The following is a 20,328-nucleotide window of genomic DNA, read 5'->3' on the forward strand; positions in this document are numbered from 1 at the left end:
GTACACATCACGAGGAGCCGCCCGATGTCCGACTTCGTACCCGGACTCGAAGGAGTCGTCGCGTTCGAGACGGAGATCGCCGAACCCGACAAGGAGGGCGGCGCCCTGCGGTACCGGGGCGTCGACATCGAGGACCTGGTCGGCCACGTGTCCTTCGGCAACGTCTGGGGCCTGCTCGTCGACGGCGCCTTCAACCCCGGCCTGCCGCCCGCCGAGCCGTTCCCGATCCCCGTCCACTCCGGCGACATCCGCGTCGACGTCCAGTCCGCGCTCGCCATGCTCGCGCCCGTCTGGGGCCTCAAACCCCTCCTCGACATCGATGCCGAGCAGGCCCGCGCGGACCTCGCCCGCGCCGCCGTCATGGCCCTCTCCTACGTGGCCCAGTCCGCGCGCGGGCAGGGCACCCCGATGGTCCCCCAGCGGGAGATCGACAAGGCCACCTCCGTCGTCGAACGGTTCATGATCCGCTGGCGCGGCGAGCCCGACCCCAAGCACGTGAAGGCGGTCGACGCCTACTGGACGTCCGCGGCCGAACACGGCATGAACGCCTCCACGTTCACCGCCCGGGTCATCGCCTCCACCGGCGCCGACGTCGCCGCCGCCCTCTCCGGCGCCGTGGGCGCCATGTCGGGCCCCCTGCACGGCGGCGCCCCGTCCCGGGTCCTCGGCATGATCGAGGAGATCGAGCGCACCGGCGACGCGGACGCCTACGTCAGGCAGGCCCTCGACAAGGGCGAGCGCCTCATGGGCTTCGGCCACCGCGTGTACCGCGCCGAAGACCCCCGCGCGCGCGTGCTGCGCCGCACCGCCCGCGAACTGGGCGCGCCCCGCTTCGAGGTGGCCGAGGCCCTGGAGAAGGCGGCCCTCGCCGAGCTCCACGCCCGCCGCCCGGACCGCGTCCTGGCGACGAACGTCGAGTTCTGGGCGGCCATCGTGCTGGACTTCGCCGAGGTGCCCGCCCACATGTTCACCTCGATGTTCACCTGCGCCCGAACGGCCGGCTGGTCGGCGCACATCCTGGAGCAGAAGCGCACCGGCCGCCTGGTCCGCCCGTCGGCCCGCTACACCGGCCCCGGCTCCCGCGACCCGCGCGACATCGAGGGCTACGACGACATCGCCGACTGAACCGGACCGGCCGTCACGCGGGGCTGAGCAGCCCCGCGTGATGCCGCTCGGCCACCGGCGGATGGGCGCGCAGCTTGCCCTTCAGCTCGTTGAAGCCGTACTCGGCGAACAGCGGGTTGGCCGGATCGTCGGTCACACCGGGCGCGGCCGAGGCGTAGGGGAACGGCAACGGCTCCACGCGCGCGTCCAGGCGGGGGTTGTAGAAGAACGGCACCGAGAACCGCTCCACGGCGCTCGGCGGTGACACCACCCGGTGGTTGGTGGCGACCAGGTACCCGGCGGTCGCGACCTCCAGCAGCTCGCCGAGGTTGACCACGAACGCGCCCGGCAGCGGCGGGACGTCGTGGAACGCGCCGTCCTCCCGCTGCACCTGGAGGCCGCCCACCTCGTCCTGGAGCAGCAGCGTCAGGAACCCGTAGTCCTTGTGTGCCCCGACCCCCTGCCCGGCGCCGTCCCCGGCGCTGCCCGGATACCGCACGAGCTTCAGGTGCGGATGCGCCCGGTCGCCGAACACCGGGTCGTAGAAGCCGGCCGGCGCGCCGATCGCGGCGAGCAGTTCGTGCAGCAGTTTCTCGGCGACGGCGCTCAGCCGCTCGATCCAGGCGAGCGCGGCCGTGCGCAGCTCGGGCAGCCCGGCGGGCCACTGGTTGGGTCCCTGGAGCCACCAGTAGGCGGGCTCGTCCGGTCCGGGCCTCCGCGCGGGCCGCTCGGCCCCTATGTCCAGCTGGTCGCGCCAGTCCTGCCGGCCGCCGGTGCGCTCGTCGCCGGTCCGCGTGTACCCGCGGAAGTGGGGCGAGTTCACGTTGTCGAGGGCGAGCCGCCGGTCCTCGGGCAGCGCGAAGAAGGCGCGCATGGCGGACAGCAGCGCTTCCGTCTCACGCTCGCCGACCCCGTGCCCGACCAGCTGGAAGAACCCCACGTCATGGGCGGCGCTGTGCAGCTGGGCGTGGAGCAGCGCCCGTGCCTGGGGGCCGCGGTCGGCGGCGGAGAGATCGATGATCGGCAACTGCCGGTAGGACGGGTTCGTCGCGAGGGCTGTCACGTTCGTCATGGTGCGTCCGTGGGTGTACGGGGGCCCGCGGCCGGCGTCGGGTGGGACGGCGCACGGGTGCCAGGTGGGCGGAGGGAGGAAGAGCGCGTGAACGCGGGCGGCGTGAACCGCGAGGGGCCGGAGGCTCAGACGGAGCGTCGACAGCCCATGCTCGTGACGCGGACGTAGTCCACGTGGCGGCGTCGAACGAGCGAAAGCATGCGCCCAGAGTACTGCCTGACGAAAGATCCGTACGTGGCGCGGGTCACGCGCCGCAGAACCTGCGGGCGCGCAGTGCCGCAGAAGCCGAATTCGCCGCGGCCGGGGGCGCCGGAGAACGCAGACGACCCGCGAGTCTGGTCCTCGCTCAGGAGGGCCGGCCGGACTTACCGGCGACTCGCGGGTCGGGTGACTGCTGGGTATGGGCCGGCTGCACGTGTCTCACGTACTGGTCCGGCACCGCACAGAGTGTGGTGGCGAGCCGCTAGCCCGCAGCCACCTCACGAGTCCGGGAATCACACATCTACCGGATCACCTCCTTTCGCGTGTACTGGAACCCTAAGAAGTGTTCCCTCGCCAATCAACTGTTTTTCCGACATGGCTGCCGCGAGGGCCCGGTCGCGGACGACGCGGGCTGTTGACGTCCTCGCGGCGACGCGGTTCGCTGGTGGTGTGAATGATCTTCGTCTGCGTACGGAGGCAGTGGCCGACGAGGCCGCGCTGGAACGGTGGCGGTACGTCCACAACATGATCGTGCCGCCGGCCGCGATGTCCCTCGACGAGGTACGCGAACGGGCAGGGCGCTTCCGGCTGCGGAACGCCTACGTCGGTGACGTCCTGGTCGGCTGCTCGACCGTACGGCCGCCCGACGGCGAGCGGGCCGTGGCGACCGTCATCGCGCGCGTACTGCCCGAGTACAGGGGTAGAGGCTACGGAGCCGCCCTGTACGACGACGGTCTCGCCCACGCGCGCGGCCTCGGCGCCCGGGTGGTCGAGACCTGCGTGCTCGCCGTCAACGAGGACGGTCTGCGGTTCGCGCAGGCGCGCGGTTTCGTCGAGGTCGAGCGATACGTGCTGGACGACGGGACGGCGGAATGGGTCGACCTGCGGCTCCTGTCCCGCCAAGGCTGAGGTGCGGTACAACGATTCCTCTGCAATCTTGCGGGAACCTATGTGGGCTGCGTCACGTTCGAGTTGAATGAGGGCAAGTGAGCGAACCTGCAGGGGGTCCAGGTGAGTGCTTCCCGGCGTAGTGGGACCACCGACGAACTCGGGCCGGACGAGCCCGAGCGGCCCGGGCGGGGCGACGACGGCCCGGAGCCCCCGGACGGCGCGCAGCCCGGCGTCGGCCCGGACGGCGCCGACCTGCTCGCCGCACTGCTCGACGGCATGGACGCGGCGCTGTGCGCCTTCGACGGCGACGGCGTCGTCACCCACTGGAACCGCGAGGCCGAGCGCATCCTGGGCTGGAGCGCCGAGGAGGCCGTCGGCCGCCAGGGCTTCGCCGGCTGGGCCGTGCGCGAGGCCGACGCGGAGGACATCGAGGGGCGGCTGATGGCCGCCATGCACGCCTCCGGCCGCCAGGTGCACGAGTTCGCGCTGCTGACCAAGGACGGCGGCCGGGTGCTCGTGCGCACCCAGTCGGCCGCCGTGCCGGGCCCGGACGGCAAGCCCGCAGGGCTGTACTGCGCCTTCAGCGAGGTGCACGCCCAGATCGACCTGGAGCGTTCCATCGCGCTCAGCGAGGCCCTCTTCGACGACGCTTCCTGGGGAGTCGTCCTGGTCGACGCCGATCTGCGCCCCGCCGTCGTCAACGCGCACGCCGCCCGCGCGCTGGGCACCGGCCGCACGGCCGTGCTGGGCCGCCCGCTGGGCGAGCTGCTCACCCGGGGCGCGGAGGAGCTGGAGAACGCGCTGACGCACGTCCTCGCCGAGGGCGCCCCGCCGGCCCCGGCCGAGCTGTGGGTGGGGGTGCGCACCCCGGACGGCGAGAAGCGGCGCTGCTGGCGCAGCGGCTTTCTGCGGCTGGCCTCGCCGCTCGCGGAGGAGCCGGTGCCGCTGGGGGTCGGCTGGATCTTCCAGGACGTCACGGAGGCCAAACAGGGCGAGCAGGAGGCCTCGGTGCTGCGGTTCCGGGCCAACCAGCTGCACCGGGCGGTCCGGGCGGCCGCCGAGTGCGAGGACCCCGCCGAGGCGGCCACGGTCCATCTCGACTTCGCCCTCGCCGGTTTCGCCGACCACGCCCTGGTGGACCGGGTGATGGGCGACGCGGAGGGGGCGGGGCCGCTGCGGCTGATGCGGGTCGCGTCCACCCCCTCGGGCGGGCCCGGCCCGAGCACGCTCACCGGACACGCGGGCCTGCCGGTGCGCTATGCCGAGGGGCATCCGGCGCTGCAGTGCGTCGCGCGCGCCGGTTCGGTGCGGGCGGGCTCCGGCTCGGTGCCGGCCGACGAGGCGCGGGAATGGGCGCGGGCACGGCAGTGGCCCGACGACACGGTGCACGCGCTGTGCGCGGTGCTGCGCAGCCGCGGTCGCACCCTGGGCGTGGTGACGTTTCTGCGCGGCGGCGGCCGTACCGCCTTCGATCGCTCCGACGCGAACTACGCCGAGGACGTCGCCGTACGCATCGCCTCGGCGCTGGACCTGGCGGACCTGGCGGACCTGACGGCGAGGGCGGGCGGCCGCGGCGACGGCTGACCCGCCCGCCCGGACGCCCGCGTGCGGGGGCCGCTCAGTGCCGGTAGAAGATGCGGTCCCGGTACTCCTCCATGATCCGGCCGTTCCAGTCGTGGCCGCCGTCGACGTTGCCCGAGCGCAGCAGCGGGGGCTCGATGCCTCGCTCGGCGAGGGCGCCGGCCGCGGTGGCCATGACGGCCTGCAGGAGGGCCGAGGTCACGACGGTGGAGGCGGGGGCGAAGGGCGCGGGGACGGTGTCGAGGGTGAGCTCGGCGTCGCCGACGGCGATCTTCGAGTCGAGGACGACGTCGCAGTGGTCCTTCAGGAAGGTCCCGGTGACGTGGCGGGACGTGGTCTGCGTCGCGTACGCCACCGAGGTCACGCCGATGACCTTCACGCCCAGGGCGCGGGCGTTGAGGGCCATCTCCACGGGCAGGGCGTTGCGGCCGGAGAGCGACACGACGACGAGGGCGTCGCCCGCGCGCACGGGCGAGGTGTCGAGCACGGCGCCCGCCAGGCCGTCGACACGCTCCAGGGCGGAGCCGAGAGTGGCGGGGACGACGTCCACGCCGACGACGCCGGGCACGGCGAGCAGGTTCATCAGGGCGAGGCCGCCCGCCCGGTAGACGACGTCCTGGGCGGCGAGCGAGGAGTGCCCGGCGCCGAAGGCGAAGAGGCGGCCGCCGGCGGCGACGGTGTCGGCGAGGAGCGTGCCGGCGGCGTCGACGGCCTCGGCCTCCTCGTCGCGGACCCGTTGCAGCAGGGCGACGGCGGCGTCGAAGAACTGGGCGGCGAGCTTGCGGTCGCTCATCCGAGGGGCCCCTTTGCCGTGTCGGTGGAGGTGTCGGTGTCCGTGTCGCGGATCACCGTGCGGTCTGGACCAGTGCGCTGTCAATATGGCCGGCACCGGTGGGACGGCACGGGCGCGTGATGCTCCGGGCGCGGCCGCCGGCGCCCGGACGCGACCTCCCCGTTCGGGCGGCGAGGCACGCTTGTCAGTGGTATCCGGCAGAATTGGGTGCAGGGCCAGCGCACGCGCCGTAGAGCGGTCGAGCTTTTCGGCAGAGCTAATCGAGGGGCACGAATGTCCGGACTGATCGACACCACGGAGATGTATCTCCGCACCATCCTCGAGCTGGAGGAGGAAGGTGTGGTCCCCATGCGTGCCCGGATCGCCGAGCGGCTCGACCAGAGCGGCCCGACGGTCAGCCAGACGGTGGCGCGCATGGAGCGCGACGGACTGGTCGCGGTGGCCAGCGACCGCCACCTGGAGCTCACCGACGAGGGCCGTCGGCTGGCCACGCGCGTGATGCGCAAGCACCGTCTCGCCGAGTGTCTGCTCGTCGACGTGATCGGCCTGGAGTGGGAGCAGGTCCACGCGGAGGCGTGCCGCTGGGAGCACGTGATGAGCGAGGCCGTGGAGCGGCGGGTGCTGGAGCTGCTGCGGCACCCGACCGAGTCGCCGTACGGCAACCCCATCCCGGGCCTGGAGGAGCTGGGCGAGAAGGACGGCGCGGACCCGTTCCTGGACGAGGGCATGGTCTCGCTGGCCGATCTCGACCCGGGCCTGGAGGGCAAGACGGTCGTCGTGCGCCGGATCGGCGAGCCGATCCAGACGGACGCGCAGCTGATGTACACGCTGCGTCGCGCGGGAGTGCAGCCGGGCTCGGTCGTGAGCGTGACGGAGTCGCCGGGCGGTGTGCTGGTGGGCAGCGGCGGCGAGGCCGCGGAGCTGGAGTCGGACGTCGCGTCGCACGTGTTCGTCGCGAAGAAGTAGCGCCCGTCCGCCGCCCGTCGCCTGGCGTCCGCCGGCGTCGTCACGCTGAGTGTTGTTCAACTCCTGGTGCTGGCGGGGAAGTTGTGGCGCTTCGTCGATCTCGTCGAATCGGAGATTCCCTGCGTCGAATCGCAGCGCGCCGACGCTTGTCGTGCCAGGCTGTCGCGTGAGGCATATGACCTGAGGGGGCGGGGATGGTGTGCCGCGGAGCAAGGGAGGGCCCCGACGCCGTGCGGCGCCGGGGCCTGTCCTCCCCTGTGTCGACCCGGAGCCCCGAGCTCTCAGGGTCGTTCCCCTCGGACCGTTTTCCCCGAGCGGTCCGCCTCCCGCTGAAGATCTCCCCTCGGCGGAGGGGATCATTCCTTGAGAGTGGTCACTCGAACGAGGGGTGTTGTGCGCGGAGAGTGCAATTCTCGAAAGAGCATTCGATAGCCTGCAGGTGATCGAAGGCGGTACGGAGCATCGGCAGCGCAGCGGTACGACGGCTAGGGGGGTGCCAGGACCTATGGCGCGACGCATCGACGTGACCGGGGCGGGCGGCGTACGTCTGGCGGCCTGGGAGTTCGGGGACCCGCCCAAGGGGATCCCGGCGCAGTCCTCCGGCGGGCGGCAGCGGCCGGCGGAGCCCGAGCGGACCTCCGGGGTCCTGTTACTGCACGGCCTGATGGGCCGTGCCTCGCACTGGGCGTCCACCGCCCGCTGGCTCTCCGAGCGGCACCGGGCGGTCGCCCTCGACCAGCGCGGCCACGGGCAGAGCGAGAAGCCGCCGCAGGCCGCGTTCACCCGCGAGGCCTACGTCGAGGACGCGGAGGCCGCCCTCGAACAGCTCGGGCTCGCCCCGGCCGTCCTCATCGGGCACGCCATGGGCGCGCTCACCGCGTGGCAGCTCGCCGCGAAACGCCCCGACCTGGTGCGCGGTCTGGTCGTCTGCGACATGCGGGCCTCGGCGCTCGGAGCGGCCTCGCAACGCGAGTGGGCCGACTGGTTCACGTCCTGGCCGCTGCCCTTCGCCACCCTCGCCGACGTCCGCAAGTGGTTCGGCGAGGACGACCCCTGGGTGGAGCGGCCGAACCCCTCCCGGGGCGAGTTCTACGCCGAGGCGATGCACGAGTCGCCGGACGGCTGGCGTCCCGTCTTCGAGCCCGAGCAGATGCTCAAGTCCCGTGAGACCTGGGTCTACGACGCGCACTGGGAGGAACTCGCCCAGGTCCGGTGCCCGGCCCTGGTGGTGCGCGGCCTGGACGGCGAACTGGGCCGGGCCGAGGCCCAGGAGATGGTGCGCGTCCTGCCGCGCGGCGAGTACGCCGAGGTCGCCGACGCCGGGCACCTCGTCCACTACGACCAGCCGGAGGGCTGGCGTACGGCGATCGAGGCCTTCCTGGACACCGTGCTCAGCCCCGACGCCCCCTGAGCCCGAGCGGAGCGGCCTTCGGGACCGTCAGCCCTTGCTCACGGCCGCCAGGATCTCCGGCAGCCGCGCCGCCGTGCGCGGCGCGGCCAGCCGCAGCCCCAGCAGCGTGACGCCCGCGCCGTACAGCGAGCCCCCCGGCAGCAGCAGCCATGTCCACGCGTCCCCGTCCTCGCTGACGTTGAGCCAGATCGTCACCGCGATGACGGGCGCGCACAGCAGCGCCGCCGAGACCATTCCGCCGAAGACCGCGATCCAGGCGAGCCCGGCCTGCCCCGGGGCGACGTTCTTGTAGCCCTCCTGCGGGATCGAGTAGGGAAAGCGCGCCGAGGTCCACGCCCCGGTCGCGAGCATCGCGCCGAGCAGCGCGAGGGACAGTCCCAGCACCTCGGGCAGCTTCGCCCAGTCGCCGAGCATCGCGGTCGTCAGCACGGTCACCGAGGTCGCGTACGGCAAGGTGATCAGCAGCAGGGCCAACGCCCGGGCGCGCAGCTCCTCGTACGCGTCCCGCGTCGACGAGATGGTCATGGCGACCATCCAGAACGCGGAGGTGTCCTGCCCGAACTGGTTGTACATCTGGATGCCGAGCATCCCGGCGGCGAAGCACGCGAAGTAGACCGAGCCGGTGCCCTGCAGCGCGTTGAACACGGGCACGATCAGGCCGATGGCCAGCGACGTCACCCAGGCCGCCTTGGTCTTCGGATCACGCCAGACATAGCGCAGGCTGCGTTCCATCACGGTGCCGGTGCGCCCGCCCGGCAGCAGCCGGGCCGGCCCCGCCCGGCCCCGCCGCTTCTGCGCGACCGGTTCGGCTGCCTGCAGGGTCGAGCCGTCGGGCGAGGTCATCAGCCGCGTCATGCTCCGCGCCCACGCCGTCACCAGCAGGGCCAGCGCCGCCGCGCTGACGGCGAGCTGCGCGGCCGCCACGCCGTAGTCGCCCTCGCTCACCGAGTCCACCGCGCCGACCGCCGACGCGGGCGGCAGCCACCGCAGCACGGCCGCCGTCGGATCGAGCTCCCCCAGACCGGACGTGCCGAGCCGCTGCACCCCGAAGTTGACGACCTGCACCCCGACCGCGATGACCAGTCCGCTCAGCACCGCCAGATCGCGCCCCTTGCGGCTGGTCAGCAGCCGGATGTTGGCGGTGGCCACGGCCCGCGCCAGCGCCACGCACACCAGCAGCGCGAGCGCCACGGCGAGCACGCCCACCGTCCACGCCGCCGCTCCGTGCGCCACCGACACCACCGATCCGGCCAGTATCAGCAGCGTGAGCGTCGGCCCGATGCCCACCAGCGAGGCCACCAGCAGCGCCCGCACCAGCGGCAGGGGGCGCAGCGGCAGCATCACCAGCCGGGTGGGGTCGAGCGTCTCGTCGCCGCTGGGGAAGAACAGCGGCATCACCGCCCACCCCACACCGAACACCGCGACCAGCAGCACCACCAGCGACACCGCGTGCGCGTGTCCCCGCAGGGCGATCAGTCCGAGCAGCAGCAGCGCGGCGAACAGCAGGGTGAGGACGGCGGAGGCGACGTACGCGGCCCGCCGGCCGCTCGACTGCCGCAGCCCGTTGCGCAGCAGTGACAGCTTCAGCCGGACGACGGTGGCGACGAGGCCGGGCGCGGAGGCGGTCGTGGCGGGGGCCGGCGTGCCGGCGCGGGTGCTCAACGGCCCGCTCCGCCCAGCCAGTCGAGGTCGGAGCCGGTGTCCCGGCCCTGCGCCCCGACGAGTTCGAGGAACGCCCGCTGCAACGAGGGCGCCGCCCCCCGCACCTCCTCCAGTGTGCCGTGCGCCCGGATGCGCCCGGCCGCCATCACCGCCACCCAGTCGCACAGCGACTCGACGAGCTCCATCACATGGGAGGAGAACACGACCGTCGCCCCGGACGCCGTGTACCGCTCCAGCACGCCCCGGATGATCTGCGCGGACACCGGGTCCACGCCCTCGAACGGCTCGTCGAGGAAGAGCACTTCCGGGTTGTGCAGGAGCGCCGCCGCGAGCCCGATCTTCTTGCGCATGCCGGTCGAGTAGTCGACGACGAGCTTGTGCTGGGCGCCGGCCAGGTCCAGGACGTCGAGCAGCTGTGTGGCGCGCTTGTCGACCTCGGCGCCGGGCAGCCCCCGCAACCGGCCGCTGTAGGCCAGCAGTTCACGCCCGGACAGTCGTTCGAACAGCCGCAGCCCCTCGGGGAGGACCCCGATCCGGGCCTTCACCTCGACGGGATCCCGCCACACGTCGTGCCCGACGACCTCGACGGACCCCTGATCGGGCCGCAGCAACCCGGTCACCATCGACAGGGTGGTGGTCTTCCCGGCTCCGTTCGGTCCGACCAGCCCGATGAACTTCCCCGAGGGCAGGTCGAGATCGATCCCGGCGACGGCGACCTGCTGACCGAACCGCTTCCAGAGGTTGCGCACGCGTACGGACGTCATGCACGAACCCTACGCATGCGGCTGAGGGCGCGCCCTACCGATCCCGCCCGCACGCGTAGGCGAGCGGCGAGATCAACTCCTCGGCGTCCGGCAGCCACCGGTTCGCGGCGGTCGGCCGGCAGGCCCACTGCACGGCCCCCCTGGACCCGAACCGGGTGGGCGGCGCGGCCACGTACGTGCCCTCGCCGAGCGTCACGAGATCGAGGGCGCCCAACGACCAGCCCAGTTTGCGCACCAGGTCCGGCAGCTTCGCCGACGCGCCCGGCAGCACGAAGAACTGCATGCGCCGGTCCGGCGTCAGGGTCACCGGTCCGAGCGTCAGTTCCATGCGCTCCATCCGGGCCAGGGCGAGAAACCCGGCCGTCTCCGGCACGGAGATCGCGTCGAACGTGCGCCCGGTCGGCAGCAGGATCGAGGCGGTCGGCTGCTTCTGCCACATCCGGCGTGCGACCGTCGCACTGCCGGTGGCCTGTGTCGCCCAGTCCGGGCGGGCGGGGTGCGCCCCAGGGGCGGCACACGCACCGTCGCCGCAGGAGCAGAGCTGCACCCCGTCGACGGCTTCCAGCCAGGTGCCGGGGAACACGTCCCAATGACGTTCCTCGGCGTAGCGAACAGCGGTCTCGAGCAGCGATTCCCCGCGCTGCTTCGGGATTTGAGTGGCTTCGGCGCCCGCGATGGTCTCTTCCACGATGAACACAACTCTAGCGGTCACCAGGGGTTACGCCCGCCCGAATGCGCGGGGGAGGAGCATCGATTCGGCGTCCGGGGCGCATGGGTGCATGGGCGGGGGCGCGCGGGAGGAACGGGCGCGGGAACGGGTAACCAGATAGCGGGGGTGACTTCCGCCGGTATCCCGGCATTCTCCGCATTGCCCGTCATTGCTCTTCATTGCCCGTCAATGCTCGGTATTACCCGGCAACCATCAGCAATCCTCACATGCCTCGCATTTTCGGTCGATCCGTGGGGCATTGATCTGCTCGGCCGGAACTTTTCGGTGGAAGACACGTCAACTCGGTGTGTGGGCGGGCACCCGCCGCCCCGGTCACCGCAGCCACAGGGGGTAGTGCCCATGGCCGCAAGGCCGCTAGTCGCGCGGCAGCCGAACGAACGGCTGCAGGCGCTCATCCAGGAGGCGGGGTGCTCGAACGCCGGGCTCGCCCGCCGCGTCAACATGTGCGGCGCCGAGCACGGTCTCGACCTGCGCTACGACAAGACGTCCGTGGCCCGTTGGCTGCGCGGACAGCAGCCGCGTGGACGCGCTCCGGCGATCATCGCGGAGGCGCTGGGCCGCAAGCTCGGCCGGACGGTCACCATCGACGAGATCGGCATGGCCAACGGCAAGAACCTCGCGTCGGGCGTGGGTCTGCAGTTCTCGCCGACGGTGCTGGGGGCCATCGAGCAGGTCTGCGAACTGTGGCGCAGCGACGTGGGCCGGCGCGACTTCCTGTCGGGCTCGTCCGTGGCCGCCTCGGCTCTGGTCGAGCCGAGCCGCGACTGGCTGATCTCCTCGCCCGACGCCCAGGTGGCGCGGTCTGCGGGCCCCCGGGTGGGCCCGTCCGACGTGGCGGCCGTCAAGGCGATGACGCAGGCGCTGGTCGACCTCGACCACCAGTACGGCAGCGGGCATGTGCGCCCGGTCGTCGTGCACTACCTCAACAGCGTCGTCTCGGGCCTGCTCGCCGGCTCCTACCGGGAGGCGGTGGGACGCGAACTCTTCGCGGCCGTCGCCCGCTTGACGGAGCTCGCCGGGTACATGGCCGTCGACACCGGTCAACCCGGCCTCGCCCAGCGCTACTACATCCAGGCGCTGCGGCTGGCCCAGGCGGCCGGCGACCGCGGGTACGGCGGCTACGTCCTCGCCGCCTCCATGAGCCACCTCGCCGCCCAGCTCGGCAACCCGCGCGAGATCGCCCAGTTGGCGCGGGCGGCGCAGGAGGGAGCGCGCGGGCGGGTGACCCCGCGCGCGGAGGCGATGTTCCTCGCGGCGGAGGCGCGCGGGCACGCCCTGCTGGGCGACGCCCGGGGCGCGCAGGCGGCTTCCGGGCGCGCGGTGTCGGCGCTGGAGGCGGCGGACCCGGCCGCCGGGGACGACCCGGCCTGGATCGCGCACTTCGACGAGGCCTACCTGGCCGACGAGTTGGCGCACTGCCACCGCGACCTGGGCCAGGCCGAGGCGGCCGCGCGCTGCGCCGAGCAGTCGCTGGCCGGACATCCGCCGAGCCGTGCCCGGCGGCGCGCGATCGGGTACGTCCTGCTGGCGACCGCGCAGGTGCAGCAGCGCGAGATCGAGCAGGCCTGCAACACCGGCCTGAAAGCGGTCGAGTTGCTGGGGACGCTCCGCTCCAACCGGGGCGCGGAGTACCTGGAGGACCTCCAGCAGCGGCTGGAGCCGTTCCGTGAGGAGTCGGTGGTGCGGGAGTTCGGGGCGCGGCTGGAGTTGCAGACCGCGGCGTGAACGGACGGGGCGCCGTTGCGTGAACGTGCGGGGAACGGCGTCCGTCCGCACGACGGCGACGGATACAGCGCACGGCGCTCCGGATCTGTTACGGACGTCACTGCCCGGCCCTGAAGCGGCAGGTCACGTTCTGAGCTGCGTGGCACGGGGTTCCGGGGACCCGGTAGCGTGAGCCGACGATTCCGAAGGTCCCCCATTCGTAGGAGTCCCGGTGACGCAGAGTGGACAGGGCGAGGAGCCCTCGGCGCAGCCCGCGCGCGAAGGCATCGTGCTGCCCTCCGACGGTGGGGAACCCCTGCTGCCGGGAACGACCCCGAGCGTGCCGCGGCCGGGAGCCCGGCCGGGCCCGCAGCCAGGTCCGCAGCAGGGCGAGCACTCCGGCGGGTACGGCGCTCAGCAGTACGGACAGCCGGACCCCGGGCGCCAGGAGTACGGGCGCCAGGAGTACGGGCAGCAGGAGTACGGGCAGCAAGGGCAGCAGGAGTACGGGCAGCAAGGTCAGCAGGAGTACGGGCAGTCGCCCTACGGTCCGCCCGGACAGCAGCCGCAGCCCGGACAACAGGACTACGGCCGCCAGGACTTCGGGCAGCAGGCCCCGTCCGGCGGGCAGACCTGGGGGCAGCCCTGGGGGTCCGACCGGCAGGCGCCCGCCGCGCAGCAGTCGGCCCAGGGCTGGCCGCTCCCGGCGGACCAGCCGGCCCCGGCGCACCAGCAGGGCCACCAGGGGCAGGCCGGGCAGCAGGACCGGTGGAACGCCTCGCAGGAGCCCTGGGACGGCGGCTCCCGGGCGGGCGCCGGCCCGCTCCCGCCCGAGGGCGCCCCGGCCCGGGGCGGCGCGACGTACGGCCAGGGCGCGCCCCTGCCGCCGGCCGTGGCCTCGGCCGACGAAGGCGCCACCCAGTACATACCGCCCGTACCGGCCGCCCCGGCCGACGAGGGCGCGACGCAGTACATACCGCCGGTCCCCGCCGACGAGGGGGCGACCCAGTACATACCGCCGGTCCCCGCGGACGAGGGCGCGACGCAGTACCTTCCGCCGGTCGCTCCGGGGGCGATGCCGCCCGAAAGCCCGGCCGAGTCGACCCATTTCCTGGGGCGCGCCCCGCGGAACGCTCCGGGGCCGATGCCCGGTGCGGGCGCCTTCCCCGGCGCACAGCAGGGCGCACACCCCGACTCCGAGGCCACTCAGTACATTCCGCCCGTCCCGGGCCAGGGCGGCGGGGACGGGCAGCCGCCCGCCGGGTTCGAGAACCTCTTCCGCGGCGGCCCGGGAGACGACGGCCAGGCCGGGTCCACGCAGCAGCTTCCGCGGTTCAGTGAGCCGGACGTCCCTGTACACGGCGCCCGGCAGGGCTACGGGGCCGGGCCCGCCGCCCGCTCTCCGCAGCCCGCCTACGCCCAGCCCGCCTACGCCCAGCCCGGCGGCCCGGCGGCGGGCGGGAGACGCGGGGCCTATGACGACGGTGGCGACGGCGGAGACGGCCGTCGCCGCTCGCGGGTGCCGCTGTTCGTGGCGATCGGCGTGGCGCTGGCGGCCCTCGGCATCGGCGCGGGCGCGATGCTCGCGGGCGGCGGCGGGGACAAGGCCGGCGACGGCAAGACCGTCGCCGCGTCGGCCCCCGTCTCCGGTGACTCCGGGGCGACCTCCACCGACGCGGCCCGCCAGCAGGCCGTCGAACTGGACAAGCTGCTGGCCGACAGCGGCAGCAGCCGGGCCAGCGTGATCAGCGCGGTGGCCGATGTGAAGGGATGCGACAACCTGTCGCAGGCCGCCACGGATCTGCGGGACGCGGCCGGGCAGCGCGCGGGCCTGGTCACGAAGCTGTCCGCGCTGAAGGTCGACCGGCTGCCGGACCACGCCGCGCTGACCGCCGCTCTCACCAAGGCCTGGCAGGCGTCCGCGTCGGCGGACGACCACTACGCCGCCTGGGCCGACCAGGTCAACGGCGACAAGAAGAAGCACTGCAAGAAGGGCTCGGCCCGCGCCACCGGCGAGGCGCAGGCGGGCAACCGGGCGAGCGGCACCGCCAGCGCCCAGAAGAGCCAGGCCGCGAAGCTCTGGAACGAGATCGCGAAGAAGTACGAGCTCACGCAGCGCGGGCCCACCCAGCTGTAGTCCCCGCCCGGCCGGTCGGCGTGCCCGGCCGGTCGGCGTGCCCGTCCGGCCGGTGTCCCGCCCGCCGGGCCGGGCCGGTGTCCCGCCCGCCGGGCCGGGCCGGTGTCAGCCCACGGCTGCCTTCTGCAGGGTCTTCGTCGTGTCGACGAAGCCCTTCCTGGCGGCCACCAGCCGGCCCTTGCGCACCGTCTGCAGGGTGACGTCGGCGTTGACCAGGCGGGGGAAGCCGATGGAGGCGAGCCGGTCGGAGAACTGCCAGCGCAGGGTCGGCGTGAGACCGCCCGTGGAGATCTGCAGGCCGTCGTCGAGGGCGCCTCGGACGGTGCGGGCGGTCACGTCGCCGCCGGCCAGCGACTCCACGGCCTGCCGGAACACGGTGTAGGCGATCCAGGTGGTCTGCACCCCGGTGTCGGTCGGGTCGATCCGGGTGTCGGAGAAGGCCGCCTCGCTGATCACCTTCTTCATCTGCGCCCAGGCGGGGTCGCTCGCCTCGGGGTACCAGCCGGTGACGTACGCCCCCTCGAAGGGGCCGGAGCCGGCGCCGGCCGCGTCGATCACCGTCTGGTCGACGCTGCCGAGGACGGTGGCGGTGCGCACCTCCGGGTGGTCCGCCCGGGTGCGGCGGAAGGAGTCCATGAAGGTGCTGGTGCGGTCCCCGAGCGCGGTGACCACGCAGCCCTTCCCCGTTCCCTTGCCCTGCCCGCCGGTCCCGTTCCTCGGGCCGGTCCCGTCGTCGGTCGCGTGCGCCAGGGCGGTCTCGGCCTGTGTCGCGTACTCGGCGGCGTCCTCCGGGGCCCGCTGGTCGGCGGCCTCGTCGTGCCCGCCCGCCGTCAGGCCGGCGTCGAGCATCGTGGGCAGCGTGTCGCCGGCGATGGTGTCCGGGCGGACCAGCGAGACGGGACCGCAGCTCGTGGCCAGCGCCTTGCCGAGGCCGGCCAGCAGTGCGGGCTGACCGCCGTTGACCGGATAGGACAGCGGGCTGGTGAACTCGGCGTTCGTGACGCCGTAACCGCCGATGTAGGGGATGCCGGCGCCTTCGAGGTGGGGGAAGAAGGCGTCGGAGTGCTGGCTGTAGGAGCCGACGACGGCGACCGCGTGCTCCTTGACGGCCTGCCGGGCGCACTTCGCGGCGGCCACCGTGTCGTTGTGTTCGTTGCAGGTCAGGACCTTGAGCTTGCGCCCGTTCAGGCCTCCGGCCGCGTTGGCCCAGCGGGCGTAGGCGCGGGCGAAGGCGGGCATGCCGGGCTCGTTGGTCGCCGACGTCGCCTCGGGCGCCCAGGTCATGACGACGATCGGGTCGTCCCCGGAACCCCCCGTGGTACCGGGGACGACCCCGCATCCGACGGCCAGCGACGCACAGGCGGTCAGGGCGCCCGCCGAGAGGGCGGCTGCTCTGACGGACCTGGTGAAGCGGAAGGACCTGGGGAGGAAGGTGCTTCGCGTGGACGTGCGTCGCCTGCCGGTCATGGACACGCACGATTCCGTCACATCACCAACCCGGGAGTGACCCTCGGTCGACGGGCGGTGACGGGAAGGTGAATTGCAGGGGCCCGCGAAGCTCCTGGGGTGAGGAAACGTACGATCGGTGACCGTGCAAGGTTCGGAGAACTCTTCCCGTCGCGGCCGTCGCTCGTTCACCATGGGCGGCATGCCACTCAACGACATGCCGTGGTGGCGCTGGCGCAGCAATGTGCGCTCCGCGCTGCACATGCTCTCCGATCCGGCGTTCCAGCAGAACGTATGGCTGGCCGGCGTCGAGGGGTACGGGGACGTCACCGATGCCGTGTACCGCCTGGTCGAGGACACCTGGCTCGACAACTGGTCCGCCGAGAAGTACGTCGGGACGATCTTCCGCGACTCGCAGGAGGCGGCCCTGGTCGACACCGCCGTGCTGCGCGTGCTGCGGATCATGCACCAGGTCGGGCCGGACGCCCCGGTCTCCGCGTACGTCGACCACGAGGCGTGGCCGGACGCGGTGCGGGCGGCGCGGGACGCGCATGTGCGCATGGCGACGAGCGACGGCGACGACCCCGACGCACCGCCCCGGACGCTGGAGGTCCTGCGCATCATGACGCGGGCGGCATAGACGCGGGCGGCATGGACGCGGGCGGCATGGACGCGGGCGGCATGGACGCGGGCGGCATGGACGCGGGCGGCGGCGCGGGGAGGGGACCGGGCGTCCCGTTCCGTCCTGCGGGACGGTTGCCCGCGGCGCGGGGCGGTATGCGACCCTGTCGGGCATGAACGCGCAGTCCAGCCGAGCCGCGGCGCACCCCGCCGACCAGTACGTCCTCACGCTCTCCTGCCCCGACAAGCAGGGCATCGTGCACGCCGTGTCGAGTTACCTCTTCATGACCGGCTGCAACATCGAGGACAGTCAGCAGTTCGGCGACCACGACACGGGTCTGTTCTTCCTGCGCGTCCACTTCTCCGCCGAGTCCCCGGTGACCGTGGACAAGCTGAGGGCGAGCTTCGCCGCGATCGGCGACTCGTTCCACATGGACTGGCAGATCAACCGGGCCGACGACAGGATGCGCATCGTCCTCATGGTCAGCAAGTTCGGGCACTGCCTGAACGACCTGCTGTTCCGCGCCAGCATCGGCGCGCTTCCGGTGGAGATCGCGGCCGTGGTGTCCAACCACACCGACTTCGCCGAGCTCGTGGGCTCGTACAACATCCCCTTCCGCCACATCCCGGTGACGAAGGAGAACAAGGCGCAGGCCGAGGCCCAGCTGCTGGAGCTGGTCCGCGAGCAGGACGTCGAGCTGGTCGTCCTCGCCCGCTACATGCAGGTCCTCTCCGACGACCTGTGCAAGCAGCTCAGCGGCCGGATCATCAACATCCACCACTCCTTCCTACCGAGCTTCAAGGGTGCGAAGCCGTACCACCAGGCGCACGCGCGGGGCGTGAAGCTGATCGGCGCGACGGCGCACTATGTGACGGCCGACCTCGACGAGGGGCCGATCATCGAGCAGGAGGTCGAGCGGGTGGGGCACGGCGTCACGCCGGACCAGCTCGTCGCCATCGGGCGGGACGTGGAGTGCCAGGCGCTCGCCCGGGCCGTCAAGTGGCATGCGGAGCGCCGCATCCTGCTCAACGGCCGGCGGACGGTCGTCTTCGCGTAGGGGTTCCGGCTCTCCGTTCCGCCGGGGCCGCCGCAGGGCGGTCGCGGTCGCCCGCGCCACGCCCTGCGCCGCCGCCCTACATCCGGCTCAGGCTCGCCGCCGCGAACAGCACGTCCCGGATCGCCTCGCGGTCGCCGACCTGTCCCGCGGCCGCCTCCTCGGGCGACACATGGCCTGCGGCGAGCCGGCAGAACTCCACGTCGTCCAGGGCCACATGGGCCACCTCGTGGTCGGCGGAGCCCACCGCGCCCGGCGAGTCCAGCGGGATCAGCCACTGGCCGCCGCCGGAGCCCTCGATCTCCAGCCGCAGGCTGCGGCCGGGACGGCCGGCGCTCACCAGGTGGCGGGTGTGGTGCGAGGGCGTGGCGAGCCCGGCGCGGCGGCGGGCCGCGAGCGTCTCCGGCAGCATCCGGGCGGCCAGGTCGATCATGCCGTGCAGATGGCGGGCGGCGGGCGGCGCGTAGGGGTAGTCGACCGCCTCGGCGATGTCCTCGGCGTGCACCCAGCACTCGAAGGCGCGGTCCAGCAGCGCGTCCCGCAGGGGCAGTTCGAAGCCGCCGTAGGACACCGGCATGGCGCCGTGTCCCTCTCCGCCGGTGAAGGACGCCGTGCGCACCAGGGCGTGGGTCTGTTCGCGCCAGGGCCCGCGCACGGAGCGGGTCGGCGGAAAGCGCGAGCCGGCCCAGAAGGCCTCGGTGCGACGCGCCGGGGTGCCGGGCGGGCCGTCCGCCGCGCTCGGCCGGTCGGCGTCCACGCCCGCCTCGTCCGCGTCGTGCGCCCCGGCCGTCTCCAGCGGGTCGTCGAGGCCCAGGGCCAGGGCGACCAGTCCGTCCACCGCGAGGAGATGGGCGATGACCCCGGCGACCGTGGTCCGGCGGCTCGTTGCCTCCTGGCCGCGGAACCAGCGCAGCCGCACGGGGGCGTGCCACTCGGCGTCCCCGAAGTCCTGGAGCAGGGCGTCCAGCCGCGCCGTCTCGGCGTCGTACGACTGCGCCCAGGACGGCACCGGGATGCGGGGCGGGCGGCGGGTCAGGCAGCCGTCGATGACGCGGGTGCGCAGCCCGGGGTCCAGGTCGAGGCTCTCCGGGCGCTGCAGCAGGCCGACCGCCTCGCGCAGCCGCCGTGCCTCGTCGGCGCAGGCGCCGCAGTCGCCGAGGTGCTCCTCGACGGCGGCCGTCTCCTCGGCGGAGCAGGCGGCCAACGCCCATGCCCCCAGCAGGGACTTGAGCACCGGGTGCTCCAGCCGGAGGGGCTGCGGGAGGGCCGGCTCCGGCGGCGCGGGCAGCGGCAGCCCGCCGTCCTCGACGGACGCCCGGGGCAGCGGTATGCGGGGCGGCCGGCCGGGGCCGGGGGAGGAGGGAGCGTCCTGACCGCCGTCGCCGTCGCTGCCGGCCCCGGGGCCGGCCGGCCCTCCCGGTCCGCTCGTGTCGTCCGGCCCGTTCATCCCGGTGGGCACCCTGTCCTCGCCGTGCGCCTGCGTGTGATTCTCGTCCTGCGCCTGATCCTTGTCCTCTTCGCCCGACCGGCCGTCCCGCTGCTCGTCCTCCTCGCCTTCGCCGCCGTCGTACGACAGCCAGGGGGTCGCGTCGCTCACGCGGCACCCCCGTATCCGGGCGGGGCCCCGGGGGCCGCGACGTCGTGGGCCGTGGACAGCAGCTGGAGGCCCAGCCGGAGCCGGCGGCGGGCCTCGTCTTCGGTGACGCCGAGGTCGGCCGCGGTCTGGCGGTAGTCGCGGCGCTGGAAGTAGGCCAGCTCCAGGGCGGCGCGCAGGGGCGCGGGCATGGCCTGGACGATGTAGTCGGCGCGGGCGGCGACGGATGCGTGCCGCACCCTGCGCTCCAGTTCCTCGGTCGCCTCGGCCGAGCCGTGGCCGGTCTCGGCCAGCGCGGCGGTCTCGGTGGCGCGCAGCCGCTGCACCGCGAGACGGTGGGTCAGCGCGGCGACCCAGGTGCGCAGCGGGCCCTGCCGGGGGTCGTAGGCGTCGGGGTGCTCCCAGAGGTGGGCGAAGACCTCGCGGGTGATGCCGTCGGCCGCTCGTTCGTCTCCGAGCACGCGATGGGCGAGTCCGTGCACGAGCGAGGCGAACCGGTCGTAGAGCTCGCCGAGGGCGGCCGCCTCACCGCGCGCGAGCCGCTGCTGCATCTTGCGGTCCCAGCGGGGCGGTGCGTCCTTTTTCGCCATGAGGCC

General features: G+C 73.4%; 17 protein-coding genes. 9 read left to right on the forward strand and 8 right to left on the reverse strand.

Features of this window, described 5'->3' with window-relative positions; translation table 11 throughout:
• Positions 1 to 24 precede the first annotated feature (24 nt).
• Positions 25 to 1,125 (forward strand): citrate synthase 2, encoded by a 1,101-nt coding sequence (locus BG482_RS14890; protein ID WP_069769492.1) that lies wholly within the window; start codon positions 25 to 27, stop codon positions 1,123 to 1,125.
• Positions 1,126 to 1,138: 13 nt separating this feature from the next.
• Here the strand turns inward: BG482_RS14890 and BG482_RS14895 are convergent, their stop codons facing one another.
• Positions 1,139 to 2,176, reverse strand: a complete 1,038-nt coding sequence (locus BG482_RS14895; RefSeq protein WP_069769493.1) for an isopenicillin N synthase family oxygenase — start codon at positions 2,174 to 2,176, stop codon at positions 1,139 to 1,141.
• Positions 2,177 to 2,827: 651 nt separating this feature from the next.
• Here BG482_RS14895 and BG482_RS14900 point away from each other — a divergent pair.
• Complete coding sequence (locus BG482_RS14900) at positions 2,828 to 3,286, forward strand: GNAT family N-acetyltransferase (RefSeq protein ID WP_069769494.1); 459 nt, start codon at positions 2,828 to 2,830, stop codon at positions 3,284 to 3,286.
• A 102-nt stretch (positions 3,287 to 3,388) separates the two neighbouring features.
• A complete protein-coding gene (locus tag BG482_RS14905) occupies positions 3,389 to 4,852 on the forward strand; it encodes a PAS domain-containing protein (protein WP_069769495.1) in 1,464 nt (487 codons plus the stop codon).
• A gap of 34 nt (positions 4,853 to 4,886) precedes the next feature.
• Here BG482_RS14905 and BG482_RS14910 read toward each other — a convergent pair whose 3' ends face one another.
• A complete protein-coding gene (locus BG482_RS14910) occupies positions 4,887 to 5,642 on the reverse strand; it encodes an SIS domain-containing protein (RefSeq protein WP_069769496.1) in 756 nt (251 codons plus the stop codon).
• A gap of 273 nt (positions 5,643 to 5,915) precedes the next feature.
• Here BG482_RS14910 and BG482_RS14915 point away from each other — a divergent pair, with 273 nt between their 5' ends.
• On the forward strand, positions 5,916 to 6,608 hold the full coding sequence (locus tag BG482_RS14915) for a metal-dependent transcriptional regulator (protein WP_069769497.1): 693 nt from the start codon (positions 5,916 to 5,918) through the stop codon (positions 6,606 to 6,608).
• A gap of 505 nt (positions 6,609 to 7,113) precedes the next feature.
• The gene (locus tag BG482_RS14920) at positions 7,114 to 8,019 is read left to right on the forward strand and encodes an alpha/beta fold hydrolase (RefSeq protein ID WP_069769498.1); all 906 of its coding nucleotides are present in this window, start codon (positions 7,114 to 7,116) and stop codon (positions 8,017 to 8,019) included.
• A 27-nt stretch (positions 8,020 to 8,046) separates the two neighbouring features.
• On the opposite strand, the gene BG482_RS14925 is transcribed toward BG482_RS14920, so the two are convergent.
• The 3 genes from BG482_RS14925 to BG482_RS14935 form a co-directional block, all read right to left on the reverse strand.
• Positions 8,047 to 9,606: a transporter gene (locus tag BG482_RS14925; RefSeq protein ID WP_176741385.1), complete on the reverse strand. Its 1,560-nt coding sequence runs from the start codon at positions 9,604 to 9,606 to the stop codon at positions 8,047 to 8,049.
• 71 nt (positions 9,607 to 9,677) lie between these two features.
• On the reverse strand, positions 9,678 to 10,445 hold the full coding sequence (locus BG482_RS14930) for an ABC transporter ATP-binding protein (protein ID WP_069769500.1): 768 nt from the start codon (positions 10,443 to 10,445) through the stop codon (positions 9,678 to 9,680).
• 34 nt (positions 10,446 to 10,479) lie between these two features.
• Complete coding sequence (locus BG482_RS14935; RefSeq protein ID WP_107450569.1) at positions 10,480 to 11,142, reverse strand: bifunctional DNA primase/polymerase; 663 nt, start codon at positions 11,140 to 11,142, stop codon at positions 10,480 to 10,482.
• 372 nt (positions 11,143 to 11,514) lie between these two features.
• Here BG482_RS14935 and BG482_RS14940 point away from each other — a divergent pair, with 372 nt between their 5' ends.
• On the forward strand, positions 11,515 to 12,900 hold the full coding sequence (locus tag BG482_RS14940; protein ID WP_069769501.1) for a transcriptional regulator: 1,386 nt from the start codon (positions 11,515 to 11,517) through the stop codon (positions 12,898 to 12,900).
• A 211-nt stretch (positions 12,901 to 13,111) separates the two neighbouring features.
• The gene (locus BG482_RS14945) at positions 13,112 to 15,016 is read left to right on the forward strand and encodes a hypothetical protein (protein WP_069769502.1); all 1,905 of its coding nucleotides are present in this window, start codon (positions 13,112 to 13,114) and stop codon (positions 15,014 to 15,016) included.
• 105 nt (positions 15,017 to 15,121) lie between these two features.
• Here the strand turns inward: BG482_RS14945 and BG482_RS14950 are convergent, their stop codons facing one another.
• A complete protein-coding gene (locus BG482_RS14950; RefSeq protein ID WP_069769503.1) occupies positions 15,122 to 16,483 on the reverse strand; it encodes an ABC transporter substrate-binding protein in 1,362 nt (453 codons plus the stop codon).
• Positions 16,484 to 16,601: 118 nt separating this feature from the next.
• On the opposite strand from BG482_RS14950, the gene BG482_RS14955 reads away from it, so the two are divergent.
• Together BG482_RS14955 and purU are read left to right on the forward strand one after the other, a co-directional pair.
• Positions 16,602 to 17,102, forward strand: a complete 501-nt coding sequence (locus tag BG482_RS14955) for a sugar ABC transporter substrate-binding protein (RefSeq protein WP_079141825.1) — start codon at positions 16,602 to 16,604, stop codon at positions 17,100 to 17,102.
• A gap of 154 nt (positions 17,103 to 17,256) precedes the next feature.
• Positions 17,257 to 18,141: a formyltetrahydrofolate deformylase gene (gene purU / locus BG482_RS14960; protein ID WP_069769505.1), complete on the forward strand. Its 885-nt coding sequence runs from the start codon at positions 17,257 to 17,259 to the stop codon at positions 18,139 to 18,141.
• 76 nt (positions 18,142 to 18,217) lie between these two features.
• Here purU and BG482_RS14965 read toward each other — a convergent pair whose 3' ends face one another.
• Together BG482_RS14965 and BG482_RS14970 are read right to left on the reverse strand one after the other, a co-directional pair.
• Positions 18,218 to 19,585 (reverse strand): zf-HC2 domain-containing protein, encoded by a 1,368-nt coding sequence (locus BG482_RS14965; protein ID WP_069769577.1) that lies wholly within the window; start codon positions 19,583 to 19,585, stop codon positions 18,218 to 18,220.
• A 146-nt stretch (positions 19,586 to 19,731) separates the two neighbouring features.
• On the reverse strand, positions 19,732 to 20,322 hold the full coding sequence (locus BG482_RS14970) for a sigma-70 family RNA polymerase sigma factor (protein WP_069769506.1): 591 nt from the start codon (positions 20,320 to 20,322) through the stop codon (positions 19,732 to 19,734).
• Positions 20,323 to 20,328: the final 6 nt, after the last annotated feature.

It is taken from the genome of Streptomyces sp. LUP30, assembly GCF_001746365.1.
Taxonomy (GTDB): domain Bacteria; phylum Actinomycetota; class Actinomycetes; order Streptomycetales; family Streptomycetaceae; genus Streptomyces.